We start from the raw sequence: 19152 nt of genomic DNA, 5'->3' as shown, positions 1-19152 counted from the left end.
GTCCCCCAGTAGATATCGGGGATTAGGTTCCTTTTATATTATTGATTAGTCGTTAGTAAACGGTTTCTTTGACTGATGAATTTTTTGTAAAATTTGAAAGCTATAAGCTACATGTTAGCTGATTTTCTGGTACAATTTAACTCTATTATTATTCATAGTAATAATTGATAGTTTGAAGTTGTCCTGTTATTGGATTAGTAAGAAAGTAGGAATGCGTGATGACGGAAGGTTTTAGACCGAGTCACCCGAAGATTGAGATTGACGATGACCCTGGAATACGGGGCCAAATCGAAGCTTTGACTGGTGACCTTTCACAACAACAGTTGGCTAAATGGGCGTTGATTATTGCCAAGAAATCCTTGCACTATGTGGATAATCAACAACAGTATGATCGGCAGCTACGGTTAGCGATAGATGCTAACGAGCTATGGCAAGTTAATTTGGTGAGTGGCTATCAGGTTCATCAGGCAGTGGCGCGTCTTTCTAAATTGAGTACGGCTAGTACCAGCTCAATTGGTGCGGCAGCCTTGGATTGTGTGCAGTGGGCAGTTGCTTCTGCTGATGCGGATGAGAATGCGTTACGAGCATCGGATCAAGCGATTAAATTAATTAACTTAACTCAGCCAAATGACACCGCAGCGGTTACCGCTGAGCGCCAGTGGCAATACGATCAGTTGGCTCAATTAACCGCAAATATGCAGCGAGGATTGCGTCATATGCTATAATCTCCATAGAGATAAGAACAGGTGGGGATTATTTTATGGCAGTAGTACACGCAGAAGCTAAAACGGAGTTGTTACGTCAGTATCAGGAAATCGTGACGAAGTATCTAACGAACGTTTCGTCAACGGTGGATGTTGAGGCGCAGTTTAAATTAAAGAATGAACCGGGATTCAATTACTTTATCGATTATTTATTCTTAGCAAATGTTTGTTATCAAGCTAGTTTAGATATCTTAAATAATGAAGATAATAAGTACCCTGAAATTAATCAACAACTAGCGACAGTCATTTTAAAATATCCTGAATATCTAACCTTAGCGGTGTTCAATGCTGATTTTCAAGATGAAAGTGTTACTGATCATTACGAAAAGACGTTGGTCGACCTTGCTAATACGTTGGACTAATGAGTTAAACATTAAGTGGAGTTTGGGCTAACCCCCAAGCTCTTTTATTTTATGCTCAGTCCCTGGACGCTTGGTGTCACACTCTAAACGTGCTCCATCAAGCAGGACCTTCCGCTCAGCTACGGTAGTCCAACGACTGCTAAGAGCGCAATCATTAGCCTACCTAGGCTATGCTCAGTCCCTAAACGCTTGATGTCACACTCTCTGGAGGAGAAATAATGATTGAATGGAACGCAGCGACTATTAAAGATTTTCAAAATACATTATTAACTTGGTTTGATCAGGAAGGTCGCGACCTTCCTTGGCGTCGTGATCATGAGCCTTACCACGTCTGGGTATCAGAAATTATGCTGCAACAGACGCAGGTACAGACCGTGATTCCGTATTACGAACGGTTTATGGGCTTGTTCCCGACCGTAACTGATCTAGCTGAAGCACCAGAATCCCAACTGCTAAAAGCTTGGGAGGGGTTAGGCTACTATTCGCGCGTCCGTAATATGCAACGATGTGCACGGCAACTATTAACGGATTACGATGGGCAATGGCCCCAGACAGCGGCAGAACTGACGGAGTTGATCGGTATTGGACCTTACACGGCGGGGGCGGTTGCCAGCATTGGGGTTAATGAACCCGTGCCAGCCGTGGATGGTAATGCTTACCGAGTCTTCAGTCGGTTGCTCAAGATTGATGCGGATATTGCCAAACCACAAACCCGACTTATATTTGAACAAGCGATTGCCCGGATTGTTCCTGAAGATCGTCCGGGTGACTTCAATCAAGCAATTATGGATCTAGGTTCCAGTTACATGACGGCGCGCCAACCGGATACAGAAAATTCACCGGTCAAACGTTTTAATCAGGCCTATCTTGATGGTGAAGAATTGGTCTATCCGGTTAAGACTAAAAAACCGCGGCCAAAACTGGTAGCTTACGTGGCAGTATTAGCCCAAATGGATCAAAAGTGGTTGATGGTGCAGCGGCCTAGTACCGGAATGTTAGCTAATCTGTGGACGGTGCCACTGATTCCAGTTGAGGAGCGCGATTTAGAGGAAGATTATCAACCGGCAGATTTGCTAGCAGCGATTCAGGCGTATTTTCAACGTGAATACCAGTTAAAGCTAACGGCTAAATTAGTCGCGGGTCGGCCTGTCAGTCATACGTTTACGCATCAGAAGTGGTCGATTCAGTTATTCGATGGTCAGGTTGAAACGAGTGACCTATCATACTTTGCCGGCCGTGCGGTGACGTTAGCGGAACGCCAACAGTTACCGATGCCGAAAGTACAGGAGAAACTCTTCACGCGGTACGCGGCTCGTTAGTTGGCATAACAAGTAGATGATATCCACCATTCAAATTTGTGGTGGATGTGGTAAAATATAGCCAAATTAATATTATTTAACGGAGGGTCGTAAATGTTAAACATATTTGATATCGTTAAGTTAACAAAGATTGATCATAAGGAAATCGACAGCAATCAGATTGTGGTGACGGATGGCAATGGTAAACCCAACGCTATTTTGACGGAACTACTAAACGATGTGGTTGGTAACATGCGGATCTTCATTGACATGGAAAACGTGTACTCCGTTGATGATTTGATCCAAGCGTTGGCAGCCCACACGCCATTACCACAAGATGTATTGGAAGAATATGAAAAAGTATTGCGTGAGCCAATCTACAATATCAACTTCGCTCCCAAACGCGGGCAGGTTGAAGTTGTTGTGGGCGAAGGTTAATTAAAAAAGTTAGTTGTACAAAAAATCGTTATTGAAGCTTGCAACCTGTTTGTTGCAGCTTTAATAACGATTTTTTTGAATTATTACAAAGATAGATATTGTGGTAACGATAAGATGAGCATAGCTGTGGGACTGCGATATAATAGAGAAGAAGTTGTTACCGAGAACTTATCGATAAGATAGCATCTAAACTTGTACAAAACTAGGTGCTCAAAATATAAAGACTGAAGATGATAAGATGCAACTGAAGTTAGAACGAATCTATACGAAACCAGTTGATTTGGATGGCTATCGGTTATTAGTTGACCGTCTATGGCCTCGTGGAATTTCTAAGGTGAATGCTCATCTGGACGAGTGGGTCAAAGAAATTGCACCATCAACGGCGTTACGCCAGTGGTTCGATCACGATCCTGAAAAGTATCCAGAGTTTGTGGTCCGCTATCAGAAAGAGCTACAGCTTAACAAACTAACGCCGGAATTAGTAGCTAAAATTACGGTACAATTACAGAAAACTAATGTCATTTTATTATATGGTGCGAAGGATGAGCAGCATAATCAAGCAGTGGTTCTACGCGACTATCTAGTGGCTAAGGGCGATTTATCAATCTTTTAATATGAGTAATTTCATAGTTGTAGCTAAGCGTTACGATAAACTGCGCCAATCAAATTATTTTAATTATTTCTTGAAAACGCTAGCAATTAGGTGGCGGTTTTGCTATTATTAAGTTGTTAATTAATGACGTCAACTATTACAGTGCACAATGATGGGGGAGCGCACTGTTAGGCAAGCAAGATTGGGGATATATTTATGATAAACTTATGTGTGTTACCTAGTACCGCAAGTTGTCGCAAGGCCCACCGCTGGCTACTTGAGCACCGGATTCCGTTCCATGAACGTAATATGAATGCACAGCCGCTGACTGAAACTGAAATTAAACATTTATTGCAGTATACCTATAATGGTATTGATGATTTGATTAGTACTAAATCTAATGCTTATCATCAACTTAGCAAGACAACCCCTATTGAGGATATGTCGCTAAGTGAAGCTGTACGGGTACTAAGTCAGACACCGCAGTTGTTACGGAGACCGATTATTTTTGATGACCACCGCCTATTATGTGGTTTTAATCAAGATGAGATTCGGATGTTTATTCCACGTGATCAACGGGTATTGAAGATGCAAGAAATGGCCCAGCATCAACATCAAATGGCTTAAGACGGCGGAGTTGAGAGACACTGTCGTAGTTTCTAAAGTAGATTGTGAATAAAAAACGTCGGCTATCTGCCATCATAAACTGATGAGAGCAGGTAACTGACGCTTTTTTACTGTTTAGAATTAGTGCTGAAATTAAGCGTATTTATGTGCAATCTTAGCCGCAACCGCTGCTGCAATTGCACCAACGACGTCATCAATAAAGGTGTTAACAACGCCTGATTTATCCGTGTCGAGTTGCTCGATGATACCTTCTTTAACTTTATCAACGTATCCATAGTTGGTCACACCAATAGTACCGTAGATATTGGCCATGTTGAGTGCGAGGCCTTCATCAACACCGAAGACGCCAGCATCACTGGCAATAATCGTCTGCAAAGGTTCATTCAGCTGGCCGGCAGTTGCTAAACGGTCCAGTTCAAGTGCGACCATTGCGTTATTGAGGATTTCGCGTTTATGCAATACTTCCTGAGTTTCTAGTTCACATTCTTCAATGGTCAAGCTAGGGACGTATTTGATCTGTAAGTTATAAGTGATCTTAGCAATTTCGTTCGCGGTGATGCCTTTAGCAGTCAGTGCTGTGGTCACAAAATCGTACGCGGCTTTGTCGGGATACTTAAACGTTGGTTTTTCCATGAGGCCCTCCAATAATTGCATGTATTAGTTGGGTTAAAGTTATTTAACCCGTTAATTCCATTATAGTGAGTAGTGCTTAAATTAGTATGAATAAAGTTCCCTAAATAACGAATTTTTTTATTTAAAAATCGTAGTGGCCAACCTGTGAAATCGACCATTGGTTATTTACGTTTACACGAGTAAAATAAGTAGGTATGTTAAACAGATGAAGGGTACGATAATTTTGGCGAAACGATATCGAACGGTGCTGCAATTTGCACTGCTCGCTTTTATAATCAGCACAGCGGTGGTTCTGATTGGTGCCCGGCGTAACGATCCGAAGATTACAAAAGTGACCAGCCAATTGACATCGGGATCGGACCGGGTACTGAGCAATCAGTATCAGCAGTCACGGACGGCGACGGTCTTTTTACACGGTTATAACGGTGGGGCGTACTCTACCAATTATTTGATCAATAAGGCGGAGCGAACCGGTGCAGCACAAAAAGCACTAGTCGTTCACGTCTATAAAAATGGTGTGATGGCTTTCAAAGGATATTGGAATAAGTCACTCAAGAATCCGATGGTGCAGATTGTCTTTCAGGACAGTCACGCTTCACAGAAGACTCAGATTTACTGGTTACACCAAGTCTTAGTGCAGCTGAAGACCAAGTATGGCGTCACTAAGTATAACGCGGTCGGGCATTCGCTGGGTTCGAATGATATTGTTAATCAGGCTCTAAAATACGGTCATGACAAACGGACGCCAACGTTGAATAAGATGGTGACGATTGCGGGACCATTTGATGGTTTGACGGGTTTTCTCAGTACGCAGACCGAAACTGAATTGAAGCGGCTGGCGATCAAACCAGTACGATTTACGAAGCATTTTACCGAAATGTTGAGTTATCGGAATAATTTTCCTAAGCACGTTAAGTTGCTGAACGTTTATGGCGATACCGATACGGGGTATAACAATGACGGTTTTGTGGGCGTCGCTTCGGCACGTTCAGTCCAGTATTTGTTACGAGGAAAACTCTCCCAGTATCAGGAAGCCTTTTATAGCGGATCGGATGCAGCACACTGTGCGTTGAATCAGAATCCTAGTGTGGCTAATAAATTGATCACGTTCCTCTGGTAATGCGATTATGAGCTTGTTCAGTCTTAACAGAAGTTAGGATTGAACAAGCTTTTTTGGCTGATCAGTTAGGACAGGCTAGTATGAATTAGAAAGCGTGCTACTTAAATAAAACCGGCTTAAATTAAAATAAGATTAAATTATTGCTTGACGATTAGAAAACGTGGTGGTAAAGTTAACCACAAGTTAATAAGTGAACGTCGAACGTTACATCAAGTAGACGCAGTTCTGTGTGTCAGGAAGCCGGTGGTTGCTGCGAACCGGGCAGGAACTGTGGTCCAAATACGGTAACCGAGTTTCAGTTGAACGGGTAATAACTAGAACCGTTATCTTCTAGTGAGTGGGGGATTAGTAGCTAATCCTCAACCTGGGTGGTACCGCGACTAGTCTAATCGTCCCTGTTGTTCTTAATGAACAATGGGGGCGATTTTTTTGATGAAGAGGATGAGAATGATGACGAGTAAACGATGTGGTGGGTTAGCACGATATTAAAACAACGGTCACGGTTGGTTACGGAACTAGTTTTAATCTAAGGAGTGCTTGAATAATGAAAAAAACGACGAGTGAACCACAAGTTAATACTTTGGAAGCTGTCATCGTCTTGTTAGCTGTGTTAGGAATTATGAGTCTAGGCGTGATTGGATTTGGCTTATCACCTCAAGTGCCAGTACTACTGGCAATGGGTGTCGTGACGGCGTGGGCCATGCTGCGCGGGTTTCCTTGGACGGCTGTTAACGCTGGAATCAAAGAAGGTATCGATAAAGGCATCGTGCCGATCTTCATTTTTATCTTAATCGGTGCCATGATTTCAACTTGGATTGCTGCGGGGACGATCCCAACGTTGATGGTGATTGGGTTTAAGATTATCAATATTCAGTGGTTCCTACCATCCGTTTTCATTGTCTGCACGCTAGTTGGAGCGGCGGTCGGTAGTGCCTTTACCGTCACATCAACGGTCGGGATTGCCTTCTTCGGAATGGGTGTCACGATGAACTTGAACCCCGCGTTAGTCGCAGGTGCCATTATCAGTGGTGGGATCTTTGGCGATAAATTATCACCACTTTCAGAAACTAACAATTTAGCATCGGCCGTGGTTGATACCGACTTATTTACGCATATCAAACACATCCTGTGGAGTACCTTACCTGCCGGTGTCATCTCATTAGGCTTATTCGCCATTTTAGGTCACAGCAATACGAGCACTAGCTTGGCTAAGATTGATCAGATGGTTGCCGTCTTAAACGGTCACTTCAGTATTTCAGCGTTGTCACTATTACCAATCGTTCTGGTCTTTATCTGTGCCGGCTTCAAAATGCCAGCGATTCCCACGATGTTACTGAACATCTTTGTTTCCGCTGGTCTGATTCTATTCGAACAACCTAGCTTATCAATGACTAAGTTAGCTGCAATTATCAACACAGGCTTTGTTTCAAAGACTGGTAATACTAGCGTCGACACGCTCTTATCACGTGGTGGGATTGTCAGTATGATGAGCATGGTAGCGTTAATCGTTGTGACCTTGTCATTAGGTGGCTTACTGGTGAAATTCGGGCTGATCAATCAGATCATGACTCCGGTTGCTAAGCATTTAAATAGTGACGGCAAACTAATTCTAGCGGGTATCTTAACCTGTATCGGGGTCAACGTCTTCGTTGGTGAACAGTTCTTATCGATTATCTTGCCAGGGCGGGCTTTTCGCCAAGCTTTCACTGACGGTGGTTTAGCTGGTAATGCGTTGGGCCGAGTGTTGGAAGACGGCGGGACCGTCATCAATTACCTCGTGCCATGGGGTGTTGGTGGGGTCTTCTTAGCCACTACTTTAGGTGTACCAACTGTTCAGTACTTGCCATTCGCTTTCTTCAGTCTACTTTGCCCGGTTATTTCCGTGATTAGTGGGTTTACTGGAGTTGGTGTGGCGCACCTGAAACACGCGTCAGATAGTCGATTAGTGCATGACGGTATGGTAGCGACCGAAGTTCAAGGTAATTAAAAAAACATCACTGGTAGTGACCGCTGAAATTTAGCGCGACTACCGGTGATGTTTTTAGTTGTGATTAGTTTTGACTAGCTTGTTCAGGATTAATCGTTGATTGAAAATCTGCAAAACGGGGATGGTTCAAGTTAATACCGCGTGACTTAGCGATGAACCAGGCCAGTACTTGGAACGGAATAATGGCGATTAATGGTGCTTTATATGGATCGGTGACGGCTTCTAATTGTAACGTTTGTTCGTCATCAATTTCAGGATCAGCCCCCGTCAAACTAATAGTGTAGATGTGGGGCGTTAGCCGTGATTCATAAGTTTTAACGGCTTGTAACCCATCCATGTCAGTTGAATTGGTCTCAAGTTCGATATAAAACTGACGATGATTTTCGTGAGCGCCCATAAAGCCGCTCGAAGTGAATTCGGTTAATGAATAGCCATGGGTCGGTACCCGTAAGATGGCGGGGAACTTCGACTGCATTTCAGCGAGTGTGCCAGCTAAAACGTCAGCACCGATAGCGCTAAAGGCTGGTGCGTTAGTGAAGTCGATCGTGAATTTACGGTAGAAATCGTTGGCCTGTTGGACCGTGTGGGTCATGCTTTCAATCAAGAACCCTAATTCGTCCAACTCTTGATTAATAGTGAGCTCGTCTAATAAGCCCTGATTTTCAGCGCTGCGCAGGGCTAGTAGCATCAAAGCGAGCACGATAGCCTGAAAGCTCAGTGTGATGTACGGAATCGTTTCTTTACCGGTTAATAGATCACATGAGACGTCGGCGAGTTCAACTAGTTCGGTGCCTTTTTGGTTAGTCAGCATAATCGTGTGTGCTTGACTCGCTGCCTTAGCTTTTTCGATGGCACCTTGAAGGGTTGCATCGCTGGCAGTTAGGGTCACGCCAATAATCACGTCAACGTTAGGATCAGCCGTTTCGTAGGCTAAGTATTGTTCGGCCGCCATCACTGTCACCTGAAGGCCAGCAATTTTTTGCATGTAAAAACGCGCACTGTTTGCGGCGTTAATACCTGAACCACTGGCGAGCACTAACCAACGCTGGGCTTGTTGGGGTGCATCAGCTAGGGCTGCGGTAATCTGTTTAGGGTAGCTCGCTAATAGTCGCTCCAAAACGGGTTGTTCCCGGCGGATGTATGACAACATCGTCGGGTTATTCATCATCATCAAAAGTATCAGCTCCTTATAAAAAATATCATTGTTAATTCTAGCCTAATTGCGAGTATAAAAGAACCAAAAGTCACATAAATTATGGCGATGATTTTAATTTGTAATTTAAAGCAGCTGGCGCGGTTAATACCTGATGCTAATTTCAATTTACAGATTGAGGGTTGCGCCCTAACGAAAAGGCTGGTAAAGTAAGGAACAATTTATCAAGTAAACAAATTGCCTATATAATGCCATGATATGGATGGCGAGTTTCTACCCAGTGCCGTAAACACTGGACTATAAGCGAATTGAGTCGACGGGTCCACACTGCTTAATTTGCCGTGTGGACCCGTCTGCTTTCTCCGTAGGCTAAGCAGATGACACAGACTGAACAGGTGAGAGGGAGCAGAAGATGACGAAAACAGTTGATATGGTGATTACAGGTGCACAGGTATTAAATGTTAATACGCGTGAATTTGAAGCAACGAGCTTATGGATTAAAGATGGTCGCATTATCAGTAACTTGAAGGAAGCACCGTACCTAGCGACTGAGCGCGTTGACGCTAGTGGTCAGTGGATCGTTCCGGGAATGATTGATGCCCACGTTCACATGGAAAGTTCGATGGTGACACCGAGTGAACTCGGCAAAGTGCTGTTACAGCACGGTGTGACGACAATTGTGACCGATCCCCACGAATTAGCAAATGTTGCTGGGACGGCCGGTATCCAGTACTTAATCGATGATGCTCGCCAAACACAACTGGATGTTCGTTTTATGCTCCCATCATCAGTACCCTGTGTGCCGTTTGACGACAACGGGGCGACCTTACACGCAGCAGATTTACGCCCACTGTATCAACAGCCTGAAGTTCAAGGTCTAGCTGAAGTGATGGATTACGGTGCGGTTGAACGGGGCGATGTCGATACGTTAGCTAAGATTCAGGACGCCTATGATAATGGTTATCATGCGGATGGGCACGCATCGGGTTTGGACGCTCATCAACTGAATGTGATGCGTAACGCTGGTCTCGACACTGATCATGAGTGTACGACCGTTGACGAGGCGTTAGCTCGGGTTAAAGCTGGCATGTACGTTTTCTTACGGGAGGGTACCGTTGAACGTGACGTATTGCCGACGATTGGTGCGGTGACGGAAGCTAATGCGAGTCGCTTTGCCTTTTGTACGGATGATAAGACCATCAGTGATCTGATGACGGAAGGCTCGATCGACTATAACGTCCGGTTAGCAATCAAAAGTGGCATGCGGCCAGCACTTGCCTATACTTTAGCTAGCGTTAATGGCGCCACAGCCCACCGTTTAACGGATCGCGGGCGGTTGTCAGCTGGGCAACTAGCCGATCTCGTTGTACTGGATAACCTGGAACAAGTTCAGGTGGTTAAGACGATGAAGAGTGGTCAGTGGGCTACGGAGACAGCTACCAAGCCACTCCCATTCACAGCGACAAAGGTGCAACAACATGCCAAGTTAGCAGACTTCAAACTCCCACTGTTGACGGGTGACGTTAACGTGATTGGCGTGCAACCCAATCATATTGAAACGGATCATTTGATTGAAAAAGTTGCAGCGAGTGACAATTTTGAAGCTGATACTGACCAAGACATCTTGAAGATGGTGGTGGTTGAACGCCATCACAATACTGGTAAGGTCGGTGTGGGGCTGGTGCATGGTTTCCAATTAAAGCATGGCGCCGTAGCGGGAACGATTGCTCACGATGCTCATAACATTGTGGCTGTTGGAACCAGCGATGAAGCCATCCTACGTGCAATCGCCCAGATTACGGCAACCAATGGTGGGATTGCCGTCAGTGATGACCAGCAGATTCTCGCCACGATGCCGTTAGCAGTTGGTGGTTTACTGTCATCTGCTAGCTATCAAGTTGCGGCGGACCAATTAGCTGACCTGAAGAGGGCCTATCAGCAAATCAGTGAACGGCCAATGACATTTGATCCGTTCATCACGCTGTCATTTTTGACATTACCAGTAATTCCAACACTCAAATTAACGGCTCGCGGCTTGTTTGACTACGCTAGTTTTGATTTGATTGCAGTTGAGCGAACAACGTCTAAGGATGAACAAAGCAAATCAATCAGTATTTAAGCCGCTCCGCTTAATTTCAGTTCAATTACTACATTCTTAGTTCATATTTATTTTTCTCCTAAATAAAAAGTGATTATCTGCACGTAAACCAGTCTAGCCGGAAGTGGATAGTACTAGTGGTGCTGTGAAGGTGGCGTATTCTGCCGATGGTCAAAGCGAGGTTCAAGACTGCTTCTCAGGCTTGAACCAGTCCCCACAGCTGAGCTAGTACTGACCACTGGAGGCGAAAGTTGTACCGAGTTTTAAGTTTTAAAGCGTGTCAGTATTTTCAGTGAACCTAAAAGGACCACCGAGCTAGCGAATTAACGTTAGTTCAGTAGTCCTTTTATTATTGCTGCTGTTTGCGACTGCGGTACCACGCCAAGATGAAAGTAACGAGCATGTAGGCGAAGTTGACGACGATTGCTTCTCTAAGTGGAATATTGAGGAGTACGACGGAGATTAATGTTAAGACAATTACAAACGTCAGCGCTGATTGTGACCAGCGTAAGAGCCATTCGGGCATTGTGAATCACATCCTTAATTCGATTGGTGGTGCGAGTATAAATTATCCTGATTAGTGGTCGCGTAATGCACGCAAAGCCCAGAGAATTGAAACGGTGTCGACGACTTCTTGAAGCATCGCACCAAATAGAGCCGGGATGATACCGGTACTGGCAATCAACATAAGAATCGTACAGATTGCGATCCCAATTAACACGGATTGTTTAGCGACTTGCATCGTATCTTTGGCAATTTTAATGGCAGTGACGACCCGACTAAGATCGTCTTTGAGAATCACGACGTCAGCGGATTCACTGGCCGCAGTTGATCCGTGAGCGCCCATGGCAATTCCAACGTCCGCTACGGTGAGTGACGGAGCATCATTGACGCCATCACCGACCATGATAACTGGTCGTTCTGCTGCTGGGATGGCTTTTAAATGTGCGATCTTATCGGCGGGTAACAGGTCAGCTGCCACGGTATCGATACCGACATCTGCGGCAATCTTGTCAGCGATGGCCTGTTGATCTCCTGTAAGCATCATAACATTGTGAACGCCTTCTGTGTGTAATGCTTGTAGGGTGGTCGCGGCTTCAGGACGAACGTTATCAATAAACGTGATGTAGCCAGCGTACTGATCGTCAATAGCGACGTAGATAGCGGTAGTCGCGAGTGGTTGTTGAGTGGTATCTGGTGCCACAAATTTTAATTTGCCAACTTTGACGATGTGCTGATCGACGGTAGCTATGACCCCGTTACCAGTTATTTCTTCAAGGTGGCTAGTTGTACTCAATGGGGTGTCGTTAGCGTATTTGACCAGTGAGCGGGCGAGAATGTGGCTGGAATTCTGTTCCGCGCTGGCGGCTAAGTGACAGATCTGATCAGCTGTAAAGCCTGCCTGAGGGATAATCTGATCCACAGTTAGTTGACCACTAGTAATTGTCCCGGTCTTATCAAACGCCGCTGATTTAGCCGTTGAGAGCTTCTCAAGCATATCTCCGGTCTTGACTACGATACCGTTACGACTAGTTCGACTCATGCCTGAAACCATTGCCACCGGAGCGGCCAGAATTAGTGGGCACGGTGAAGCTACGACCAGCACTTCCGCAAACCGGTGTGGATCACCGCTAAGTGCCCATGCGATGCCAGCAATGACGTAAGCGACTAAGGTGAAGGGCACGGCGTAGCGATCTGCTAAGCGAACGAACTTGGCGGGACGAGCTTCTGATTCTTTCACTAGTTTAACCAATTGTTGGTACTGACTATCGATGGCTAATTTATCAACAATCATGGTAACTGCGCTGTCACCGTTAACGGCTCCGGACATCAAGTCATCACCGATGTTCTTCTCAACTGGTTTCGATTCACCAGTTAATGAGGATTCGTCAAAGAGGGCGACGCCTTGAATCAAATGACCGTCGACAGGAACTAGTTCACCGGGTTTGACGACTAGCTGATCGCCAACAGCAGCATCTTCAACAGCAATATCGGTTAGTTGCCCGTCAATGAGGCGATGTGCCGTTTGTGGGGAATTATCCAGCAAGGCTTTTAATTCAGTATGGGCACGTTTAGCAGCGTAGTCTTCCAGCGAGTCGCCACCAGTCAACATAATGAGCACAACTAGACCTGCCCAATACTCACTGACGGCTAAGGTTGCGACAATCGCGGTGATTGCGAGTAGATCGACGCCGTACTTGCCTGAACGCAAAGTCTTGATCATCTCAATTAGCATGGATAATGCCATGATGGCTCCCATGAATGTGATGATTGCTTGGGCGGCTAGTTGCTGGTGCAAGCCAAATTGTAAGATGATGGCAAGCAGGCCGACGCTGACTGTTAACATTAATTTATAGTAGTGACGCATTCAGAACCCCTCCTCTAAATGTTGTAACCGTTTTTTTGATTAATATAAGGATAACATGAAAGTAAGTTAACTTAAATAGATAAGAATGGTTCTAAATTGAGATTTAAATATTTTAATTTTTCCAAATGAAAAGGATTTCAAATCGTTGGTAGGCTTAACATACCAGGGTTAACGGCCGCTAATTCGTTGATTTTACTTCTAATATAATACTAGTATACTTATAGTTGAATATCAGATATCAGTAAAATACTGAAATCGGCATTTGTATAAGCCTATGCGCGCTGTACAGGTGGTAACTTGTTACCCAGTCTCAGGCGTTTTTTTGTATATTAAAATACCTGATCAATGGCGGTTTTATCTGATTATTCAGGGGGGTTATCTATTAGTAAGAGCAGTGTCATCATTAATCGTTACGTGGTGTGACGACGGTAATGCTTAGGCATCACTGGTTAGAAACACTAGCTATCAGATGAACACCAACGTCGATTATGCAATTAAAGATCATTTGTCAGTATGGCGTTATCCGGATTCAACCAATGGAAAGAAGGAAATTCTGCTACTGATTTTGTGTTAGCACAAACAGAATGCGGATGACAAAGCCGGTCAAACCTGATCAAGTCAGGGTACTGAGTGCTTCGAGGATTAACTCGGAGGTGTGTACCGATTGCTAGTCGGAAATTAACGCGTGGGGACTACCATATGGCAGGAAGAACCACGAATATGTAATTAATATAGAGAGTATATGCTCAGTAGCAGGTTTATTATTTTAAAAAGTAAGAATATTGATTGGTGGGTATATTTACCAACGATTGGTCTCTTCGTGGTGGTTTCTATCGTATTATTAACGGGTGGGCACGCCCTCGAAACTGGTTTAAGTGGCATCTTGAACTGGCTCACAAATAATATGACCTGGCTCTACATGTCGGTATATGTTATCAACTTTATCTTTTTCATTTACTTAGGCTTCAGCAAGCTAGGGAAAACCAAGCTAGGTGATCCCGATGACAAACCCGAATTTTCAACGTATCACTGGGGTAGTATGGTGTACGCAACTGGGATCGATGCCAGCATCTTAATGTTGAGTATGGTCGACCCATTGCGGTATCTGCAAAGCCCTTCCTTCGGCGTTAAGCCGTTTTCAACTTCTGCATATAATTATGCGCACATGCTTGGACAATTCAACTGGGGCCCAATGGCGTGGATGATGTTTGCGCCAGCCACAATTGCGATTGCCTACGCGATGTATGTTAAACACGCCAAAGTTCAGCGGCTAAGTTCCGCAATTTCAGTTTTACAAGGACCTGGGACCGCCAAACAAATTACGCGGAATGTGATTGATTTCTTCGTTATTATTGGGATTATGGGTGGTGTCGGTACTTCAGTTGGGATGGAGATCCCCGTTATTTCTAAAGTTTTAAGTGCCGTGACGGGTGTTCCTGATACCATGGCATTAAAACTCGGACTCTTTGCCTTACTCTTCGTTATTTTTGCGATGGCTGTCTTTAATGGCCTAAAGAAGGGGATTGGCCGTTTGAGTGCCGCCCACGTCTGGTTAGCAATTGGCTTCTTAGTCGTTGTGTTAATCGTGGGCCCTACGTTATATATCTTGAATTCAGAGACTAATAGTATTGGTCTATTTATTAATAAATTTGTCAGTTTAAGTACGAATACGGCACCTAATGGCCACGCGACGGCCATGCAACGCCAAACGATCTTCTACTGGGGTTGGTGGTTATCATTTATGCCAGTCATGGGATTGTTCATCGCGCGGATTTCTCGTGGACGGACGATTCGCCAAGTCTTAGGTGGGATGTTGCTGTGGGGCTCACTAGGCTGTGTCAGTTTTTACGCAGTCTTGGGTGGATATGCACTGTACCTACAACGGATGGGAATCGTTAACTTGGTTCACATCTTAAATACGCAGGGACAGGCGGCTGTCATTGCGGCGGTACTATCAACCTTGCCACTGAAGATGATTATGCTAGCGCTATACTGCTTGTCATGTTTCATCTTCTTAGCCACAACGGTATCATCGTTTGCGTTTATCACGGCGTCGTTTACTAGTAAACAGTTGGCGACTGGTGAACAACCTAGTCGTTTCAACCGGATGAGCTGGGTCGTTATCTTCTTGATCTTCTCATTAGGACTAGTGACGGTCGGTGGTTTTGAATCGATTCAGTCAATCTGTGCGATGTCAGGATTCCCCTTAACGGCGGCAGCCATGGTCTTAATCTATTCGATTCACCATGACCTCACGACTGATCCCGTTAAGGAAGCCGCGAAGAATAATGCGAAGGCGGCTGCATTGGCACGCCGTCAACGATTAGAACGTGACGTGGAGATTACGACGAAGACGGACTATGCCCGTGAACGTCGAAACGCACGGAAGTCGACGCAGGAAACGAATTAGAGTAGAGTGGGCCAGCAGGTGGTTAGGGACCGAGCATAGCCTAGGAAGGCGAATGATTGGGTCTTTCAATCGTTTGACTTCCGTAGCTAAGTGGAGTTCCCTGCCTGCTGGCGCACGTTTCGGATAAAAAAGTAAAAAGGCACCATCAATACGCCATTTTGACGTGTTGATGGTGCCTTTATTAGTTACTTCTTTAATTTCTTTTTAGCGGGGTGCTTATGCTTCTGTTCACGCAGGAGATCTTTGTAGACTGCGATTTCATCTGTGTGACTAGTAACCCAATCTTTGTAGTTAGAGTGGGAGTCGGTATCGCTGATCTTTAACCCGGTTTCTAACCAGAAGAGGGCTTCTGTTAAGGAACCGAAGTTGTGGAACCAGAGTGTGTGACCGTTGTCGGAGTCCATGGCAACGTAAGATTTGTAATGTGGTGTTAAGAAGGTATGCTTGACGATCTTAAACGCAGCCCGACGCCGAGTTAGCTTATAGTCGGGTAACAGATAGCGACCAGGATGGGCTAAATGTGGGACGGAATTCTTACGTTGTTCCTTGTACTCGGTCAGCATCGCCTTAGCGCGATCGGGACTGATGAGGTTGATATCAAATTTTGGCATAGCAGGGCTCCCCTTGAAGATAACAGGCTGATTGTGATAGCAGTTAGTTATATTTTAATTAGTGTATTAAAACTCATAATATAATGATAGCGCAATTATGCAAAAATCCGAAATATAAAAGCTTGAATTATTGGGGATTTTTGGGTTCTTACGTTAAACTTAACCTAAACTAATCAGGAGGTTATCGAGATGAGTGCAGCACCGTTAAGTTCGTTTAAAGTTTATATTCCCCAGGTGGCAGTATTATTGGCCGATGATCCAGAATTGAACGCATTTTTTGAGGCGTTAACGCCAGGGTATCAGCGTGAGTGGGCCCGCTTTATCTTTGGTGCCAAAGCAGAAGCAACTAAGCAACGCCACGTTGAAGTGATGAAGACCGTGTTTCGGGCTGGGTTTAAGTCAAAACGGGCGTATGATACGAGTAAGAGTGCGCACAAAGCGGATTAGCTGCTGGGCATAACCTAGTAAGCTAAGTGATCGGGGCTTTCAATCGGGTTCTGTGCGACTGGCTTTTGGGACGTATTTCGTACTATTGGGGTTTTAACGCAGCAAAAAAGATTACGACAGCTAATTGGTCGTAATCTTTTTTAGTACCGCTGCATATGTTGATAGTCGAAACGTGTGAAAGCAGGCAGGACTCTCCGCTTAGCTACGGATCAGCAACGATGGCCAAGTACACCATCATTACTGATCCTAGGCTATGCTCGATTCCTGGACGCCTGCTTTCACACTCTTCGCATTAAGGCAAATCATTCCCCGCTGCGAAGTAAATGTCATACCATTCCTGACGGGTCAGGTCGATATCCGCTCCCGCTGCATTTTCAGCTAAGTGGGTTGGATTCATGGTGCCTAAAATAACTTGAATGTGAGCAGGGTGGCGTAGAATCCACGCCGTTGCGATCGCACTCTTTGTGACGTGTTTCTCGTCGGCAAGCGTCTGCATCGCTGCGTTCAGTTCTGGGAACTTAGGATTATCCAAGAAGATACCAGCAAAGTTACCATATTGGTAAGGTGACCAGGCTTGAATAGTCATCTTGTGTAGGCGACTGTATTCGATGATTTCACCGTCATGGTTGATACTGCGGTCATCATGCATATTGGTGTGGAGACCAAAGTCGATGGCGCCAGTGTGCATGATGCCGAATTGCAGTTGGTTGATCATTAGCCGTTGGTTAAGGGCTGCCTGTAGCATATCCACTTGCAGGGGGTTGAAGTTAGAAACCCCAAAGTGACGAACCTTACCACTGGTTTGTAATTCATCAAAGGCTTCGGCAATTTCTTCTGGTTCCATCAAAGCGTCGGGACGATGGAGTAAGAAACTATCCAAGTAGTCGACACCTAAGCGTTCGAGTTCGCCGTTAACGGCTTCAATGAGATGTTGTTTTGAAAAATCGTAACGTTTGCCAGGGACGATGCCACCCTTAGATTGGATGTAGAGTTGGTCGCGGTTCACGCTGGCTTTTTTAAGGGCGGCACCGAAGATCGTAGATGATTGACCACCGCCGTAAATGTCCGCTGAATCAACGTAATTGATGCCTAAAGCGGCCGCTGAGTCGATGACCTTAGTAGCTTGGTCAACTGAGAGGGCGTCCATGCGCATGATCCCCAGTGCTACCGCAGAGGCATCTATGCCGCTGTTACCTAAATTAATGGTTTTCAATGTTAAAAACCTCCTTATTTTAAGTTTAGTATACGGTTTTATAAAACTTATGTAAACGGTTACCGGTTGATTGTAAGGATACTGATAGCTGCTAGCGGGGTGTGAGTGCTGAAAATAGCATTTATTGACACAAAAAAATAGAACCCAAGGCTTCTCAACTTGAGTTCTACTTATGAGGAATAATCCTGCTTAGCAAGTAAAAATTGTTCTTTGTTAATACGATACACCTTCATGCTATTCAATTTTACGCGTGTCCAACTTCTAACGGACTAACCCGTATTTACTGTAACTATCTGCTGTAGTCGATCAAAAGTAATTCTTTACTTGATTGCGACTCGTCTGACGGGTTTTAACGAAAGTCAGACTCACGTTTAACACTTTGGAATGTCTTTATAACAGACATGCACCTCCGTCTAAACTTGCAATACCTGAGCCTACAATGGAACTGGTATGTGGAGCTAACAACTGGTCATCGGTGACACCTTGTTTCTAACTAATATCGTTAAAACTAAATCGTCAATCTAATACCAATTGATTCTGTTGCGGTTATCGTTTATTCAAGCGATGTTCAGGCACCTAACGGGATCTCACGACCTTCGTTAGACCGATAACACTGATACTTAAAACGGTTTCGATAACGACCCAACTGGTGGTACAAGTTGCCTAACATTACGGCGACAACTTAAACTTGTTCAATACCAATTGATTCTGCTGCGGTTATCGTTTATCCGAGAATCGATGTTCAGGCATCTAACAGTAATTCAGGACCTTCGTTAGACCGATAACACAGACGCTCAAAACGGTTTCGATAACGACCCAATTGTTGGTACAAGCTATCTAACATTACAGCGATAGCCTAAACTTATTCAATACCAATTGATTCTACTGCGGTTATCGTTTATTCAAGGATTGACGTTCAGACATCTAACAATTCCGTTAGACCGATAACGCTGCTACTTGAAACGGTCTCGATAACGACCCAACTGGTGAAGCAAGTTGCCTAGCATTACGGCGACAACCTAAACTTAACT

At 44.7% G+C, this 19152-nt stretch carries 17 protein-coding genes and 1 riboswitch; of the genes, 11 read left to right on the top strand and 6 right to left on the bottom strand.

Annotated features, from left to right (window positions below):
- Positions 1–218: 218 nt before the first annotated feature.
- The 6 genes from ACG95_RS12725 to ACG95_RS12700 all read left to right on the top strand — a co-directional run bounded on the left by ACG95_RS12725 (position 219) and on the right by ACG95_RS12700 (position 4081).
- A complete protein-coding gene (locus ACG95_RS12725; RefSeq protein WP_048000893.1) occupies positions 219–725 on the top strand; it encodes a putative immunity protein in 507 nt (168 codons plus the stop codon).
- Between the two features lie 35 nt (positions 726–760).
- A complete protein-coding gene (locus tag ACG95_RS12720; RefSeq protein ID WP_048000892.1) occupies positions 761–1126 on the top strand; it encodes a hypothetical protein in 366 nt (121 codons plus the stop codon).
- Positions 1127–1344: 218 nt separating this feature from the next.
- Positions 1345–2445: an A/G-specific adenine glycosylase gene (gene mutY / locus ACG95_RS12715; protein WP_048000891.1), complete on the top strand. Its 1101-nt coding sequence runs from the start codon at positions 1345–1347 to the stop codon at positions 2443–2445.
- A gap of 93 nt (positions 2446–2538) precedes the next feature.
- On the top strand, positions 2539–2862 hold the full coding sequence (locus tag ACG95_RS12710) for a hypothetical protein (RefSeq protein ID WP_048000890.1): 324 nt from the start codon (positions 2539–2541) through the stop codon (positions 2860–2862).
- Between the two features lie 238 nt (positions 2863–3100).
- Positions 3101–3475: a DUF488 domain-containing protein gene (locus ACG95_RS12705; RefSeq protein WP_048000889.1), complete on the top strand. Its 375-nt coding sequence runs from the start codon at positions 3101–3103 to the stop codon at positions 3473–3475.
- A gap of 195 nt (positions 3476–3670) precedes the next feature.
- The gene (locus tag ACG95_RS12700; protein ID WP_048000888.1) at positions 3671–4081 is read left to right on the top strand and encodes a Spx/MgsR family RNA polymerase-binding regulatory protein; all 411 of its coding nucleotides are present in this window, start codon (positions 3671–3673) and stop codon (positions 4079–4081) included.
- Between the two features lie 132 nt (positions 4082–4213).
- On the opposite strand, the gene ACG95_RS12695 is transcribed toward ACG95_RS12700, so the two are convergent.
- On the bottom strand, positions 4214–4714 hold the full coding sequence (locus ACG95_RS12695; RefSeq protein ID WP_048000887.1) for a phosphatidylglycerophosphatase A family protein: 501 nt from the start codon (positions 4712–4714) through the stop codon (positions 4214–4216).
- Positions 4715–4919: 205 nt separating this feature from the next.
- On the opposite strand from ACG95_RS12695, the gene ACG95_RS12690 reads away from it, so the two are divergent.
- Positions 4920–5834 carry an alpha/beta hydrolase gene (locus ACG95_RS12690; RefSeq protein WP_048000886.1) on the top strand — a complete coding sequence of 305 codons (915 nt, stop codon included), beginning with the start codon at positions 4920–4922 and terminating at the stop codon, positions 5832–5834.
- Positions 5835–6378: 544 nt separating this feature from the next.
- Positions 6379–7821: a Na+/H+ antiporter NhaC gene (gene nhaC, locus ACG95_RS12685; protein ID WP_048000885.1), complete on the top strand. Its 1443-nt coding sequence runs from the start codon at positions 6379–6381 to the stop codon at positions 7819–7821.
- Between the two features lie 64 nt (positions 7822–7885).
- Here the strand turns inward: nhaC and ACG95_RS12680 are convergent, their stop codons facing one another.
- Positions 7886–9001 (bottom strand): SIS domain-containing protein, encoded by a 1116-nt coding sequence (locus tag ACG95_RS12680; RefSeq protein ID WP_048000884.1) that lies wholly within the window; start codon positions 8999–9001, stop codon positions 7886–7888.
- Positions 9002–9195: 194 nt separating this feature from the next.
- Positions 9196–9294, top strand: a riboswitch (purine riboswitch).
- A 92-nt stretch (positions 9295–9386) separates the two neighbouring features.
- Between ACG95_RS12680 and ade the strand changes: the two genes are divergently transcribed.
- A complete protein-coding gene (gene ade / locus ACG95_RS12675; protein ID WP_048000883.1) occupies positions 9387–11093 on the top strand; it encodes an adenine deaminase in 1707 nt (568 codons plus the stop codon).
- Positions 11094–11421: 328 nt separating this feature from the next.
- Here ade and ACG95_RS14645 read toward each other — a convergent pair whose 3' ends face one another.
- Positions 11422–11598, bottom strand: coding sequence for a hypothetical protein (locus tag ACG95_RS14645; protein ID WP_173425522.1), 177 nt, complete (start codon positions 11596–11598; stop codon positions 11422–11424).
- A 51-nt stretch (positions 11599–11649) separates the two neighbouring features.
- Positions 11650–13440: a heavy metal translocating P-type ATPase gene (locus ACG95_RS12670; protein ID WP_048000882.1), complete on the bottom strand. Its 1791-nt coding sequence runs from the start codon at positions 13438–13440 to the stop codon at positions 11650–11652.
- Between the two features lie 742 nt (positions 13441–14182).
- Here ACG95_RS12670 and ACG95_RS12665 point away from each other — a divergent pair.
- Positions 14183–15850, top strand: a complete 1668-nt coding sequence (locus tag ACG95_RS12665) for a BCCT family transporter (RefSeq protein WP_048000881.1) — start codon at positions 14183–14185, stop codon at positions 15848–15850.
- A 185-nt stretch (positions 15851–16035) separates the two neighbouring features.
- Here the strand turns inward: ACG95_RS12665 and ACG95_RS12660 are convergent, their stop codons facing one another.
- Positions 16036–16461, bottom strand: a complete 426-nt coding sequence (locus ACG95_RS12660) for a hypothetical protein (RefSeq protein WP_048000880.1) — start codon at positions 16459–16461, stop codon at positions 16036–16038.
- A 189-nt stretch (positions 16462–16650) separates the two neighbouring features.
- Between ACG95_RS12660 and ACG95_RS12655 the strand changes: the two genes are divergently transcribed.
- Complete coding sequence (locus ACG95_RS12655; RefSeq protein ID WP_048000879.1) at positions 16651–16908, top strand: YdeI/OmpD-associated family protein; 258 nt, start codon at positions 16651–16653, stop codon at positions 16906–16908.
- A 292-nt stretch (positions 16909–17200) separates the two neighbouring features.
- Here the strand turns inward: ACG95_RS12655 and ACG95_RS12650 are convergent, their stop codons facing one another.
- Positions 17201–18121: an aldo/keto reductase gene (locus tag ACG95_RS12650; RefSeq protein WP_048000878.1), complete on the bottom strand. Its 921-nt coding sequence runs from the start codon at positions 18119–18121 to the stop codon at positions 17201–17203.
- Between the last annotated feature and the right edge of the window lie 1031 nt (positions 18122–19152).

This window comes from Lactiplantibacillus herbarum (assembly GCF_001039045.1).
GTDB lineage: Bacteria > Bacillota > Bacilli > Lactobacillales > Lactobacillaceae > Lactiplantibacillus > Lactiplantibacillus herbarum.
This window is presented reverse-complemented; position numbering and strand designations above follow the sequence as displayed.

What these genes read in the sequence shown, in the direction of transcription:
- ACG95_RS12725 (WP_048000893.1), top strand. Translation starts at nt 219, where the DNA reads ATGACGGAAGGTTTTAGACCGAGTCACCCGAAGATTGAGATTGACGAT.
- ACG95_RS12720 (WP_048000892.1), top strand. Translation starts at nt 761, where the DNA reads ATGGCAGTAGTACACGCAGAAGCTAAAACGGAGTTGTTACGTCAGTAT.
- mutY (WP_048000891.1), top strand. Translation starts at nt 1,345, where the DNA reads ATGATTGAATGGAACGCAGCGACTATTAAAGATTTTCAAAATACATTA.
- ACG95_RS12710 (WP_048000890.1), top strand. Translation starts at nt 2,539, where the DNA reads ATGTTAAACATATTTGATATCGTTAAGTTAACAAAGATTGATCATAAG.
- ACG95_RS12705 (WP_048000889.1), top strand. Translation starts at nt 3,101, where the DNA reads ATGCAACTGAAGTTAGAACGAATCTATACGAAACCAGTTGATTTGGAT.
- ACG95_RS12700 (WP_048000888.1), top strand. Translation starts at nt 3,671, where the DNA reads ATGATAAACTTATGTGTGTTACCTAGTACCGCAAGTTGTCGCAAGGCC.
- ACG95_RS12695 (WP_048000887.1), bottom strand. Translation starts at nt 4,714, where the DNA reads ATGGAAAAACCAACGTTTAAGTATCCCGACAAAGCCGCGTACGATTTT.
- ACG95_RS12690 (WP_048000886.1), top strand. Translation starts at nt 4,920, where the DNA reads ATGAAGGGTACGATAATTTTGGCGAAACGATATCGAACGGTGCTGCAA.
- nhaC (WP_048000885.1), top strand. Translation starts at nt 6,379, where the DNA reads ATGAAAAAAACGACGAGTGAACCACAAGTTAATACTTTGGAAGCTGTC.
- ade (WP_048000883.1), top strand. Translation starts at nt 9,387, where the DNA reads ATGACGAAAACAGTTGATATGGTGATTACAGGTGCACAGGTATTAAAT.
- ACG95_RS14645 (WP_173425522.1), bottom strand. Translation starts at nt 11,598, where the DNA reads ATGCCCGAATGGCTCTTACGCTGGTCACAATCAGCGCTGACGTTTGTA.
- ACG95_RS12670 (WP_048000882.1), bottom strand. Translation starts at nt 13,440, where the DNA reads ATGCGTCACTACTATAAATTAATGTTAACAGTCAGCGTCGGCCTGCTT.
- ACG95_RS12665 (WP_048000881.1), top strand. Translation starts at nt 14,183, where the DNA reads ATGCTCAGTAGCAGGTTTATTATTTTAAAAAGTAAGAATATTGATTGG.
- ACG95_RS12660 (WP_048000880.1), bottom strand. Translation starts at nt 16,461, where the DNA reads ATGCCAAAATTTGATATCAACCTCATCAGTCCCGATCGCGCTAAGGCG.
- ACG95_RS12655 (WP_048000879.1), top strand. Translation starts at nt 16,651, where the DNA reads ATGAGTGCAGCACCGTTAAGTTCGTTTAAAGTTTATATTCCCCAGGTG.